The organism is Variovorax sp. 05N34, from assembly GCF_056397405.1.
Map to the genome: position 1 here is coordinate 1 of NZ_JBFTNI010000012.1, position 12,426 is coordinate 12,426.

The 12,426-nt window shown below is 61.7% G+C and carries 12 protein-coding genes; 5 read left to right on the plus strand and 7 right to left on the minus strand.

Annotated elements, in window-relative coordinates; translation table 11 throughout:
- A partial coding sequence (locus tag AC1DMA_RS26385; protein ID WP_478146068.1) for an NAD(P)(+) transhydrogenase (Re/Si-specific) subunit beta occupies positions 1–153 on the plus strand: 153 nt, incomplete at its 5' end.
- A gap of 61 nt (positions 154–214) precedes the next feature.
- Here the strand turns inward: AC1DMA_RS26385 and AC1DMA_RS26390 are convergent.
- The 6 genes from AC1DMA_RS26390 to AC1DMA_RS26415 all read right to left on the minus strand — a co-directional run bounded on the left by AC1DMA_RS26390 (position 215) and on the right by AC1DMA_RS26415 (position 7,695).
- Positions 215–1,210, minus strand: coding sequence for a Bug family tripartite tricarboxylate transporter substrate binding protein (locus AC1DMA_RS26390; RefSeq protein WP_478128880.1), 996 nt, complete (start codon positions 1,208–1,210; stop codon positions 215–217).
- A 79-nt stretch (positions 1,211–1,289) separates the two neighbouring features.
- On the minus strand, positions 1,290–2,516 hold the full coding sequence (locus tag AC1DMA_RS26395; protein WP_478145992.1) for an acyl-CoA dehydrogenase family protein: 1,227 nt from the start codon (positions 2,514–2,516) through the stop codon (positions 1,290–1,292).
- Between the two features lies 1 nt (position 2,517).
- The gene (locus AC1DMA_RS26400; RefSeq protein WP_478145993.1) at positions 2,518–4,137 is read right to left on the minus strand and encodes an AMP-binding protein; all 1,620 of its coding nucleotides are present in this window, start codon (positions 4,135–4,137) and stop codon (positions 2,518–2,520) included.
- 107 nt (positions 4,138–4,244) lie between these two features.
- A complete protein-coding gene (locus AC1DMA_RS26405) occupies positions 4,245–5,276 on the minus strand; it encodes a LysR family transcriptional regulator (protein ID WP_478145994.1) in 1,032 nt (343 codons plus the stop codon).
- A gap of 486 nt (positions 5,277–5,762) precedes the next feature.
- Positions 5,763–6,155, minus strand: a complete 393-nt coding sequence (locus AC1DMA_RS26410; RefSeq protein WP_478145995.1) for an ester cyclase — start codon at positions 6,153–6,155, stop codon at positions 5,763–5,765.
- 145 nt (positions 6,156–6,300) lie between these two features.
- The gene (locus AC1DMA_RS26415; protein WP_478145996.1) at positions 6,301–7,695 is read right to left on the minus strand and encodes an MFS transporter; all 1,395 of its coding nucleotides are present in this window, start codon (positions 7,693–7,695) and stop codon (positions 6,301–6,303) included.
- Positions 7,696–8,134: 439 nt separating this feature from the next.
- Here AC1DMA_RS26415 and AC1DMA_RS26420 point away from each other — a divergent pair, with 439 nt between their 5' ends.
- The 4 genes from AC1DMA_RS26420 to AC1DMA_RS26435 are packed head-to-tail and all read left to right on the plus strand — an operon-like array spanning position 8,135 to position 11,387.
- Complete coding sequence (locus tag AC1DMA_RS26420; protein WP_478145997.1) at positions 8,135–9,112, plus strand: amidohydrolase family protein; 978 nt, start codon at positions 8,135–8,137, stop codon at positions 9,110–9,112.
- A gap of 31 nt (positions 9,113–9,143) precedes the next feature.
- The gene (locus tag AC1DMA_RS26425; protein WP_478128887.1) at positions 9,144–10,013 is read left to right on the plus strand and encodes an intradiol ring-cleavage dioxygenase; all 870 of its coding nucleotides are present in this window, start codon (positions 9,144–9,146) and stop codon (positions 10,011–10,013) included.
- Between the two features lie 4 nt (positions 10,014–10,017).
- Positions 10,018–10,329 carry a Dabb family protein gene (locus AC1DMA_RS26430; RefSeq protein ID WP_478128888.1) on the plus strand — a complete coding sequence of 104 codons (312 nt, stop codon included), beginning with the start codon at positions 10,018–10,020 and terminating at the stop codon, positions 10,327–10,329.
- Positions 10,330–10,331: 2 nt separating this feature from the next.
- Positions 10,332–11,387: a maleylacetate reductase gene (locus AC1DMA_RS26435; protein ID WP_478145998.1), complete on the plus strand. Its 1,056-nt coding sequence runs from the start codon at positions 10,332–10,334 to the stop codon at positions 11,385–11,387.
- Between the two features lie 34 nt (positions 11,388–11,421).
- On the opposite strand, the gene AC1DMA_RS26440 is transcribed toward AC1DMA_RS26435, so the two are convergent.
- Positions 11,422–12,381 carry a LysR family transcriptional regulator gene (locus AC1DMA_RS26440; protein WP_478145999.1) on the minus strand — a complete coding sequence of 320 codons (960 nt, stop codon included), beginning with the start codon at positions 12,379–12,381 and terminating at the stop codon, positions 11,422–11,424.
- Positions 12,382–12,426: the final 45 nt, after the last annotated feature.

A 12,426-nucleotide genomic window follows, 5' to 3' on the forward strand; every position in this document is an offset into this window, starting at 1 on the left:
GCCTACAAGGCCAAGACAGTGATCGTGAACAAGCGCAGCATGGCCGCGGGCTATGCAGGCCTGGACAACGAGTTGTTCTACATGGACAAGACCATGATGGTGTTCGGCGACGCCAAGAAGGTGGTCGAGGACATGGCCAAGGCGATCGAATAAACAAACATGCCACGCCTGTGAGAGATGACGGATGCCAAGCGCTCGCTCGCTGGCTTGCTGCCTACATCGGCTCTATTCCCACCTTCTTCATCATGGCCTCGGTGAAACTCATTTCGTGTTTGAAACCCTGGATGTAACCGGCCGAATCCTGGATGTCGACGAGGCCGCCTTGCTGCTGAAGCGCGGCAATCACCTTGGGCTGGGCCAGCGCCTGCTGAAAGGCCGCCCGGATTTTGTCCACCACCGCATCAGGTGTGCCTGCCGGCACGGAGATTCCGCCCCATGATGTCAACTCGGCGCCCTTGATGCCCGCCTCGGCCAACGTGGGCACGTCGGGCAGGGTGGGGTTGCGTTTGGAACCCGCCACGGCCAACGCACGAAGCTGGCCGGCCTTGACGAGTGGATAAGCGACGCTGAAGATGGGCGCGCCGAAGGTCACCTGGTCGCCAATCACCGCATTGACCAGTTCCGATGCTCCCTTGTAAGGCACATGCGTCGCTTGCGCACCGGCGGACGTGAGCATCATCTCCACGCCCAGGTGTGACGGCGTTCCCACGCCGCCCGATGCGTAGTTCATCTGCCCCTTGTTGGCCTTCGCCTGGGCCACCAGCTCGTGCATGGTGCGGATGTTCGACCGGCTACTCACCACAACCACGATGTCGGAGCTGGTCAGTCGCATGATGTGGCGGAAGTCCTTCAACGCGTCGTAGCCAGGGCTCTTGTACATGAGCATATTCGCCGCCATCGGCGCTGCGGAATAGATCCACGTGTACCCGTCGGCTGGTGCCTTGGCAACCACGCGTGCTCCGATGTTGCCCGCCGCGCCCGCGCGGTTGTCGATGACGACCGGTTGACCGAGGATGGGCGACACGGCCTCCGCCAGGATGCGCGTGGTGATGTCTGGACCTGTGCCGGCCAGATAGGGCACTACCCACTTGATGGCGTGGTTGGGGTAGGGGTCCTGCTGCGCCAGGACGGCGTATGGCGTTGCAAAAGGAAGCAGTGCGGCAGCCACGGTGCCGCGGCGCAGCAATGTTCGCCGGGTGATGTCTCTCATGTCTCTCGTCTCCATCAGTCTTTTGTAGGGGAAAGGGAAAAGCCGTGCGGGCCTCAGTGGCGCCCGCATCGGCGCGCTTTTAGCGCGCCGGCAACTCGCCGAGAAGTTCCTTGGCGATGGTGTTCTTCTGGATCTCGCTGGTGCCGGTCAGTACGCGGTACATGCGCAGCATCCGAAAGAGAAACTCCACGCGGCGGCCCTGCACGATGCCCTCGCCGCCATGCACCTGCACCGCCTTGTCGGCCACCCGGAAGGCGGTCTCCGAGCAAAACAGCTTCGCCATCGACGCCTCTGCGCGAGCCTCGGCGCCCAGGTCGATCTGGCGCGCGGTGTTGATCATCAGCGCGCGGGCCGCGGCCAACTCGGTGGCGGCCTCGGCCAGCATGTGCTGGATGGCCTGGAACTGGCCGATTGCACGGCCGAACTGCTTGCGCTGCATAGCGTAGTCGCGGGCGTCGCGAAGCGCCACGGTGGCCAGGCCCACCATCGCAGGGCAGTGCAGGAGCCGGTTGACCGTGATGCGCCCCAGGGCCAGCGCCAGGCCGCGGCCCGGCTCGCCGATCAGGTTTGCGGCTGGCACGCGAGCGGCTTCGAACACGATGTCGCCAGTGCTGCTCTGTCCGGCCATGGTCTTGTAGCCAGCCTCCACCCGCACGCCGGGCGCGTTCAAGTCCACGAAGAACGCGGAGACCTCCCGTTCGCGTGACGGGTCCGCGGCGGTGGAAGCCATCAACACTGCATAGTCGGCGAAGGGCGAGCCCGAAATGAAGCGCTTGCGGCCGGTGATGACGAAGTGGTCGCCATCCCGCACAGCGTGCGTCTGGACCGCGCCAGCATCGGAGCCCGCCTCCGCCTCGGTCAACGCGAAGCAGATCGCCTTCTCGGCCTGCGCCACCGGGATGATGAAGTCGCGCATCTGCTCGGGCGTGGCTTGGCGTGCCAGTGCGCCCACGCGCGGCGGGCCACTCAGCTCGCCAAACACGTGCGGCGCAAAGGGCGAGCCCGTGGCGTAGATGGCTTCCTTGATCAGGACGTGGTCCAGCACCGACAGGCCCAGGCCACCCATCTTGGCGGGCAGCGTCATGCCGTAGAAGCCCAGCTCGCGCGAGCGCCGCCACACGTGCTGCAGCAGCTCGCGCGGCGCGCCGTGCTCCTGGTCGACCTTGTGTTCGTGTGCCAGATCGGCCAACTCGCCATGCAGGTACTGCTGCACGCGCTCGATGATCTCGGCGGCGCGCTCGGAGCCTTCAAAAGGGCCCGCGAAGAAAGGTGCGGGCACCTTCACGTTGGGAGTCGTTGTGTCCATCTCAGTTCACCATTCGTTCTTGTCCGGCCCAGTAGGGCGCCTGAACTGCCTTGCGCATCACCTTGCCGTTCGGGTTCTTGGGCAGCTGGGCGACGAATTCGATGTGACGCGGGCGTTTGAAGCCAGCCAGGCGCTCCCCGCAGAAGGCATCGAGCAGGCGAGCGTCCGCCGGCCGGCCGGGCTTGAGCACCACATGCGCCGCCACCGCCTCGCCCCACTTGTCGTCGGGAATGGCGAACACGCAGGCTTCCTTGATCGCCTCGTGCTGGTAGAGCACCGCCTCGACCTCCGAGGGATACACATTGAAGCCCCCGCTGATGACCATGTCCTTCTTGCGATCGACGATGTAGACGAAGCCTTCCTCGTCCATCCGCGCCAGGTCGCCGGTGTGATAGCGGCCGTTCTTGAGCACCTCGGCGGTGAGTTCGGGCGCGCGCCAGTAGCCGGCAAAGACGTCTTCGCCGCCCACCACGATCTCGCCGATTTCGCCGGTGGCCACAGGCAGGGCGTTGTCGTCGAGGATCTGCACGTCGCATTCCAGCAAGGGCCTGCCGCACGACGCCAGGCGTTCGGGTCGCGCAGCGCGGGCGTACAGGTGATCGGCGACGCTGAGCGCGCACACGCCCGAGGTCGTCTCGCCCGCGCCATAGCCTTGCGACAGCACCGGCCCGAACACGTCCATCGCCCGCAAGATGCGCGCGGGCGCCATCGGTGCAGCGCCATAGCCCAGGCGTACCAGATCCGGCAACGGACGGTATTGCCCTTCCAACTCGCCCAGCAGCATGTTGATCATCGTCGGCACCATGAAGGTGTGCGTGACGCGGTCGGCGCGCATATCCGCAATGAAGCGACCGGGCTCGAAGCTGTCGAACAAGCGGATCGTCACGCCGCTGCACAACGCCGGCACCAGTTGCATGCCCGATGCGTGGGTGATCGGGCCCACCAGTCCGAGCACCGAACCTTCGTTCATGCCCTCGGAGCGCAGCAGGAACTTGCGCAATTGCGCCAGCCGGTTGCCGAAGGTCTGCATCGCCGCCTTGAGCACGCCGGATGAACCCGATGTGTAGTGAAGCACCGCGACCTCGTCGGCCGTGACCGCCACCGCCTCGAAGGCGTCGCTTGCGCGGGCCAGCGCGTCTTCGTACGAACTGGATTCGCCGCTGCCGGCAGGCTGTTCATCCACCAGCAGCAGGTGTGGCATCGCGCCGCGGATGTGCGACCCGAAGGACTCGACCCGCGCGGCCGTGGTGACGATGACGGCCGCATCGCTGTTGGCCGCGATCTCGCCCACTTCGGACGGAGAAAGCCGTGCGTTGAAGGGTGCCTTGATGAGCCCGACCTTGTAGCAGGCCAGTTCCACTTCCACGATCTCGGGCCGGTTGGGCAGGTAGATGCCCACGCGGTCGCCGCGCTTCAAGCCCAGGCCAAGGAGCGCATTGGCCAGACGGTTGGAGCGGCGCTCGAGCTCGGCATAGCTGAGGCTGCGCGTGGCGGTCTTGATGGCGACGCGGTTCGCGTAGGCGCGAGCGCTTCGCGATACCAGTGCACCGACGTTGGCGACGCGCCGTTGCGCCGCGGCGGAAAAGGGAATCGGGGTAGTGATGGGTGTCTCCTGGAACATGCCCGGTGGCGCTGTGCCGTGGGGCTTGATTCGACTGTTCCAGAAGGCCGGGTATCAGGGAAATACCGTTTGTTGATCTACAGGGATCAACGGAATTGATGGGCTGGTCAGCTTCGGGCCAGCCATTCGGCCTCCCACGTGCCCGATTCGATCATCTGCTTGATGTGCTCGATCAGCGTATCCCTGACGACCTGCGTTGCCGCGTCCATTGGCTTGCCCGCCGGCATGGCCAGCGAATAGGTGCGCTGCAGGTCGGGCTTTGCGACGCGTGCAACGACCCAGTTCGGGCGCGGTGGCGGCTGGTCGTTCAGCGCGCAGGCCGGGGTGAATGTGAAGCCAGCGCCGTTCAAGTAGAGGGAGCGAATCACACGGGTGGAGTCTTGTTCGTGCGCGATGTTCAGCGACAGGCCCAGACCGGCCGCTGCATCCTCCACCCCTCGACGGATGGCGAAGCGACGTGATTGCAGTACCAGAGGTTGGGCGACCGCGTCGGAAAAATCGATCTCGGGGCGTTGGCTGCTGTCGCTGCTGCTCACCGGTTTCTTTTTTTGGCGGGCCGGCTTTGCTGCTTTCGCCGTATTCGCTGGGCCGGGTTTGCGCAGCATGCGACGCACGCTGCCGTCCTCATCGTGACCGCAGAAGTACATGGCTTCGCGCACCAGCAGCCTGCACTGCAAGCCTTCCACCTGCGGCGAATCAACCAGCACGCCCAAGTCCGCGCGCCGGTCCAGCATGGCCTTCTTCACGCCGAGACTCAGGTCGTCCAAGACAAAGACGCGGATGCGCGGGTGCGAGATCTTCAGCGCGCCAAGCACAGGCCCCATGAGCAGCGACGCCAGCAGAAAAGGCAGCGCCACAGTGACGGAGCCTTCCGGCCCCTGCGGAAGGCGCTGGATTCGCTCGCGCACCGCGTCGGCATCACTCAGCAGACGGCGCGCATCTTCATAGAGCTGCACGCCGGCCTGTGTGGGCGTGACGCCCGCGTGCGAGCGATCGAAAAGCTGCGCGCCCAGCTCCGCCTCGAGCTTTTTGATCTGCGCCGTCAGAGCGGGCTGAGCGATGTAGAGGCCGCCCGCAGCGCGCGAAAGGCTGCCGGCTTCAAGAACGGTGATGAAATAGCGGAGAGTGCGCAGGTCCACGGGCGCGGATATGAAATGCTGGTGAATGAAGCATTCTTGCTCAGTTCTTGAGCTACGGACGTTTGCCCGTTTGCACATAGTCACTTCTCTACAGCGATGCTTCCTGAGCACCAGGCTTGCACGTCGTCTTTGGCTACCTCTGCCGTGTCCACGGACCGCGATTGGCCAGATCGTTGATCAGGTGACTAGGGCGCGTATGGCCGTGGCAGGAAAAGGCTGGTTGTTGTCGTTCATGCGCGAAGGGCGAATAACAGGGAAGGGCCCCTGAGGAGACATCGAGCCCGCGCGATTGAGCGCCGAATAGCGGACGTTCGTTCGGAGCAGCAGTCAGGCTGCGGTATCCGAACGGCGGACACGCACGCACTTTGTGGCGTCCAAAGACGTGCCTTTGAGGCGCGGAATGTGCGCATCTTGTCTGCCATGTATTCATGGCAGTCGAGGTGTGCGCCCCTAGCGAGCCATTAGGAAGGGGCAGCTCATGAATCTTCAGGGTGTCGGCAATGCACCAATCTGCTGTAGAAGCCCGAGCATGTCGGGCTGGCCACGTTCCCCCGAAATTTGCCCGTTGGACCACCGATAGAAGTTCATCGCCTGCACTTGGATCCGCTTCTCAGTCGCTGGAATTCCTAAGAAGGTGCCCCGATGCGTGCCGCGCATCGTGAAGCGCGCAGCGACCTTGTCGCCTTCCGCGATCATCTCTTCAAGGGTCCACTGCACGTCCGGGAAGCCTCCGCGCATCATCGCGACAATGAACAAGTACCCCGCAGGACCCAGCAATGGCGTGGTCTGCGTCGGCACATGAAAAACCGCATCCTTGGCGATGAGTTCCTTCGCGAGGCGCTCATCGGCCGTGTTGATGAACTCGGTGAATCTGTGCATCAATTGTTTAATAGCCTCGGGGTTCATCTTGCTCTTTCAAGTTGTCGAATTTGGATCGTCCGGTCCAATCGCCGTCCCACCGCAACGGCGCAGCAGCGACTGTGCTTGTGAGATGCCATGCTGCTCGCCGAAGGGCCCCGGGCTGCTACGCATGCCGGCTCATCCCGTTTTCGACGCGCACTACCGCAACCGTCGCGCTGGGATCCACACCAGAGCTCACGTCAGCCCGCCGCTCCGAAGCCGATCGATCGTGATTGATCAAGAGAACCGCGATCATTCCAATGACGGCCGGGATGGCGATGGCGATGAAGTTCTGCTGCAGCGGCAGGTTCATGCCCACCAATACGCCAATCAAAATTGGCGCCAGGATCGCCCCGCTGCGGCCAACGCCCAACGCCCAACCAAGGCCCGTGGAGCGTACGGCCATCGGATAGAACTGTCCCGTGTAAGCGTTGGCTACGATCTGGGTTCCAATTGTTGACGCGCCAGCTAGTCCGATGAGAAGGAAGAGCACAGGAGTCGGCATCTTGTAGCCGAGCAGAGCCAAGGAGATAGCCGCCAACGCATACATGCCGGCAAGCACGAACTTGATGTGGAACCGATCAGCGAGCCAGCCGCCGACGATCGCCCCCAGCATGGCGCCCACATTCAGCACCAGCACAAACGTTAGTGCCGAACCGAGGCTATAGCCTGCGCTGGCCATCAGCTTCGTCAGCCAAGAGCTCAGCGCGAAGACCATGAAAAGGCACATGAAAAAGGCGACCCAGAACATGACCGTGCTGAAGCCACGGCCGTCGTAGAAGAGATGCTTAATCGGCGCACTGTCGGCCCTGTCCTTCGCTGGAACCACGAACTGATCAGTGGGCAATGGCTTGTAACTCGGATCAAGCCTCCCGACGATGTTCTTCAACTCCTCAGTTCGACCCTTGGCGAGCAAGAATGGCATCGATTCCGGCACGGACTTCAGGATGAGCGGAATCAGCAGTATCGGTATGCCGGCCGCAAAGAATACCGATTGCCAACCATACGATTCGATAAGACCTTTGCCGAGCAGGGATGCCACGATTCCTCCGACTGCGTAACCGCTGAACATCAGTGTGACGAGGGTCGCGCGAATCTTCTTCGGGGAGTATTCGGTCATCTGCGCCACAACATTCGGCATCACACCGCCGATACCCAGTCCCGCGAAGAAGCGGAAGGTGCCAAACGTCACCGGATCGTTAGCCAGTCCGGCTGCGGCAGTGAACACACTGAAGAGGCCCACACAGATCGAGATGGCCCAGCGGCGGCCGATTTTGTCGGCGATGGTGCCGAGGAAGATTGCCCCAAACATCATGCCGAACAGCGCAGAACTGACCATGAAACCAGCGTTGGTCGCGTCTACACCCATCTTTGCCATGATGGAGGGCAGTGCGATGCCCACGACAGACAAGTCGTATCCGTCGAACACGATGATCAACGCACACCAAAAAAGCACAAGGCCGTGAAAGCGGTTGAACCTGGCATCGTCGGCCAGTTGATGAAGGTCGATTTGGCGCATGAATCTTGTCTCCGATGGGATGCCTAGGAACGATTCGGCAGAGCGTGCGCGTCGGCGGGAGCCGCAGGCTGTGCCTCGCGTGAATGTGCAGTTTGCGAGGCTTCCGATGATCGGCACCATGCGTTGTCGGGTCCAACGGATTTTCTTGATGTCCCGTATGCAATCTGGAAATGATGGGGTGGGTCTACCCAAGGGAACGGCGAGTCAGGCGATCTTGGCGCTGTCGTGGGCGCGCGCGCGTCAAACCCACGCCGTTCGAGCCGTTCGAGTGGTTCGGTCATTCGACCTTTCCTCCATGCGATTCCCAAATGCTCGCTATCACGGAAATTCGTTCGACCGAGGGCACCGGGCCTCATTACATTGATCAGCAAGGCAAGCGCCACTGTGGAACTGCCATCAATCAATCGGCCTCGGCTATGGCCGAACATAGGAGATACGCATGCAAGGAAAAATCGGCCTCGAGGAGCACTTTGCAATTCAAGAGACGTTGCAGGATTCAGCTGGATTCGTGCCCGGTGACTACTGGACCGAACTTAGCAGTCGTCTGCTCGACATCCACGACAAGCGCCTGCATCAGATGGACGAGAACGGCATGGAAATGATGATCCTCTCGCTAAACGCGCCTGCGGTCCAAGCGGTACCTGATCCGAAGAAGGCTTACGAGCTTGCTGTCCGGGCGAACGACTTTCTAGCGGAGCAAGTCGCAAAGAGACCCGACCGTTTCCAGGCTTTTGCAGCCCTCCCCATGCAGGACCCCGAGAAGGCAGCACAGGAGCTCGAGCGATGCATGAGGGACCTCGGCTTTCGCGGAGCCTTGGTCAATGGCTTCTCGCAAGTCGGGTCGCCAGACAATGTCGTCTACTACGATGCGCCGCAATATGAATCGTTCTGGGACGTAGCCGAACGTCTCGATGCGCCGTTCTATCTGCATCCGCGCAATCCCTTGCAAAGTTGGGCGCAGATCTACGATGGCCACCCGTGGCTGCTCGGACCCACTTGGGCGTTTGCTCAGGAAACCGCAGTGCACGCTCTGCGCCTCATGGCAAGTGGGCTTTTCGACCGCCATCCCGCCCTCAAGATCATTCTTGGGCACCTGGGCGAGGGGCTACCGTACAACATGTGGCGAGTGGATCATCGCAATGCCTGGGTGAAGGCACCCAAGGGATACCCCGCGAAGCGCAAGCTTTGCGAATACTTCCAGGAGAACTTCTACCTCACGACCTCGGGCAACTTCCGCACCCAGACGCTGATCGATGCGATGCTGGAAATCGGTTCGGACCGCATCCTGTTCTCGACCGATTGGCCCTTCGAGAACGTTGATCACGCCTCGAACTGGTTCAACGACGCGAGCATCAGTGAGGCGGACCGCACGAAGATCGGCCGGACGAACGCGATGTCGTTGTTCAAGCTCAAGTAGCACAGGCTCGCCCGCCGAGCATGGAGATCAAATGATTGACATTGACGAATGGACCATCACCGGTGCCGTGCTGAAGGCGCAAGCGGGAGCATCCCATTCCCGCCTCAAGACGGTGATGGACAGCCTTGTGCGACACCTTCATGACTTCGCACGGGAGATTCAACTCACCGAAGAGGAATGGTCCGCAGGGATCGACTTTCTTACCCGCGTTGGGAAGATCACCGATGACAAGCGACAAGAGTTCATCCTCCTGTCCGATGTTCTGGGCCTTTCTACACTGGTCACAGCTCAGTGCAACCGAAGGCCCAGCGGATGCACGGAAGCGACCGTGTTCGGGCCCTTCTTCGTGCACGATGCGCCGACCTACAACAACGGCGATGACATCTCCAACGGCGCAACCGGCGAACCTTGTTTTGTCAGCGGGATCGTCCGCGGAATCCACGGCGAGCCGATCGCCAATGCAGAGATGGATGTGTGGCAATCGGACGATGAAGGTTCGTACGATGTACAGCGCCCCGGGCTCGACCACGCCCAAGGCAGGGGTCGGCTGACCACTCGTGACGATGGGCGCTATCACTTCAAATCGATCGTAGCCGTTCCTTACCCTATCCCTCACGACGGGCCGGTGGGGCAGATGCTGGAGACCGTCGGGCGCCACCCTTGGCGGCCGGCGCACCTGCACTTCATGATCCAGGCGCCCGGATACCAGACCCTGATCACGCACGTATTCCGCTCAGGCGGGACCTATCTGGATTCGGATGCTGTCTTCGGCGTGCGCTCTTCTCTCATCGCGGATTGGAAGCGCCATGAGCCGGGCACGGCGCCAGACGGAACGCAGGCAGATGTGCCTTTCTATACCCTCGAATACGACTTCGTCTTGAACAATGCGCGGGAGGACTAAGGCCATGGAGGTCAAACACATTGTCATGTGGCGCGTCGCCGGCGCGACGGCCGCCGAGCGAAGCAGGAATTCCATCGTAGTGCGCGACGCATTCATTGGACTTCTGGGGAAGATCCCAGGCCTTCGCGAGCTTGAGGTCGGCATTGACACGAGCCACGTCGACTATGCCTGCGACGTGGGGCTGTGTACCGTTTTCCAGGACGCGCAGAGCCTTAGCGCCTATGCGACACATCCTGAGCACCTCCGCGTCAAGCGCGAACTTGGCGACATACGCGTCTCCCGGCACCAGGTCGACTATCTGCTCATCCCGGCCTAATGATGGAAAACTTTGTCTACACCGCGAACGCATCGCGAATCGTCTTTGGACCTGACAGCATTGATCAACTCCCCGCGGAGCTTGAGCGCCTCGGTGCCAAGCGCGTACTGGTGATGTGCACGCCGAACCAGCGCGATCAGGCTCAAGCGATTGCAGAGCGGCTCCCGGGCCGTGTCGCATCGATCTTCGACGAAGCTGTCATGCACGTGCCAATCGAGACCGCGCGCAAGGCCCGCGCACTCGCTGTCGAACTTGACGCAGACTGCGCATTGGCGATCGGAGGTGGCTCTACTGTCGGACTCGGAAAAGCGATCGCCCTCGAAGCCGGTCTCCCCATCATTGCGGTGCCGACCACATACGCGGGCAGCGAAGTCACGCCGATTTACGGAATCACCGAGAACGGCCTCAAGAAGACCGGGCGAGACCCCCGCGTGCTTCCTCGGGTCGTGGTCTACGACCCCATGCTCACGCTGTCGCTGCCCCTGGATCTCACCGTCACCAGTGCAATCAACGCGATCGCCCACGCAGCTGAGGGGCTGTACGCTCATGATGGCAATCCCGTCATCGCGCTGATGGCTGAAGAGGGGATACGCGCCTGCGCCGCGGCGCTGAATCCACTGCAGCAGAATCCTCGCGATGTCTCAGCTCGCAGCTCCGCGCTGTACGGCGCCTGGCTTTGCGGCACTGTACTCGGTGCCGTGTCGATGGGCCTGCACCACAAGTTGTGTCATACGCTAGGCGGGACATTCGACTTACCGCATGCAGAAGTGCACACAGTGGTGCTACCGCACGCACTGCGCTACAACGCGAAGGCGGCGCCTGCGGCTATGGACCGGATCGCCAAGGCGCTCATGGTCGCGGATGCACCCTCGGGCATGTTTGAACTTGCGAGATCGCACGGAGCTCCCGTCTCATTGAGATCCATCGGCATGGTCTCTAGCGGACTTGACCAAGCTGCCGACCTGGCTGTATCGAACCAATACCCCAATCCGCGGCCGCTAGAGAGAGCCGCGTTGCGAGAGTTGCTGGGTCGTGCGTTTGAAGGCGAAACACCCTGACCGATCAGCAGCATGATGACGCGTTAGTCGAAGATTAGGCGCACTCAACCTGAGGGCGCAGCACGTCACCGAGACGCGATTTCACGTGAAAGAGGCCGAATATCAATTCACGCAACCAGCGATTGCCGCTGTCTTGGTGGAAACGCTCGTGCCACTGCTGGTGAATCTCGAAGGGCACCACTTCGAAGGGCGCAGGGATGCTGCGCAGGTCCGAACGAGACTCCACCATCGCCTTCGCGAGCCGGGCCGGCGCCGTCATGAGAAGTCCGGAGGCGGCGACGATCGACGCCAAGCCAAGTGAGTGCGCGGCTGTGAGGACTACTTGTCGGCGGTCCAGCGCCCCTGCCTTGCCGAGGGTTTGCTGGAGCTGGAAATCGGTTGTCCCCTGGGGTCGGTAGGCCACATGCTCGGCCGCAAGATAGTCCTCGATGTCGATGCGATTTCTGGTGGCCAAAGGAGAGGACTTGGACATCAAGACGACGAACGTCTCATCGAATAGCCGTTGCTGATAGAAGGATGGACCCATCATCTCCCAACTTCCGAGCGCGATGTCGATCTGCCCATGGAGCATCCGCTGTCTGGCTTCGGGCATTGACACATCCACCGTTTCGAAGCGAACTCCCGGTGCGATAGAGCGAGCGACAGAGAGCAGCTCCGGCATCATGACCAACTGACCAATGTCATTGACCGCGATCCGAAACAAGCGGGTCGATGATGCCGCTTCGAATGTTCTCCCCTGATCGACCGCATGCACGAGGCAGGCAAGGCCTTCCTCTATGGGGGTGATGAGGCGCTCGGCAACTGGCGTTGGGACCATCCCCTCCGGCGAACGCACAAACAGCACGTCGTTGAAGCGTTCGCGCATACGCTTGAGAGCATTGCTCACGGCGGATTGCGTCATGCCAAGGCGATCACCTGCAAGCGTCACGCTGCGCGTGTTGTAGATCGCCTGAAAGACAAGGAAGAGGTTCAAGTCGATCGCGATGATGTTCACTTTGCCGTCTCCGAAACTTTTTATTTGAAGACGCTCGGCGCTCAA

What these genes read in the sequence shown, in the direction of transcription:
- AC1DMA_RS26410 (WP_478145995.1), bottom strand. Translation starts at nt 6,155, where the DNA reads ATGCACAGATTCACCGAGTTCATCAACACGGCCGATGAGCGCCTCGCG.
- AC1DMA_RS26390 (WP_478128880.1), bottom strand. Translation starts at nt 1,210, where the DNA reads ATGAGAGACATCACCCGGCGAACATTGCTGCGCCGCGGCACCGTGGCT.
- AC1DMA_RS26425 (WP_478128887.1), top strand. Translation starts at nt 9,144, where the DNA reads ATGATTGACATTGACGAATGGACCATCACCGGTGCCGTGCTGAAGGCG.
- AC1DMA_RS26420 (WP_478145997.1), top strand. Translation starts at nt 8,135, where the DNA reads ATGCAAGGAAAAATCGGCCTCGAGGAGCACTTTGCAATTCAAGAGACG.
- AC1DMA_RS26415 (WP_478145996.1), bottom strand. Translation starts at nt 7,695, where the DNA reads ATGCGCCAAATCGACCTTCATCAACTGGCCGACGATGCCAGGTTCAAC.
- AC1DMA_RS26395 (WP_478145992.1), bottom strand. Translation starts at nt 2,516, where the DNA reads ATGGACACAACGACTCCCAACGTGAAGGTGCCCGCACCTTTCTTCGCG.
- AC1DMA_RS26430 (WP_478128888.1), top strand. Translation starts at nt 10,018, where the DNA reads ATGGAGGTCAAACACATTGTCATGTGGCGCGTCGCCGGCGCGACGGCC.
- AC1DMA_RS26400 (WP_478145993.1), bottom strand. Translation starts at nt 4,137, where the DNA reads ATGTTCCAGGAGACACCCATCACTACCCCGATTCCCTTTTCCGCCGCG.
- AC1DMA_RS26435 (WP_478145998.1), top strand. Translation starts at nt 10,332, where the DNA reads ATGGAAAACTTTGTCTACACCGCGAACGCATCGCGAATCGTCTTTGGA.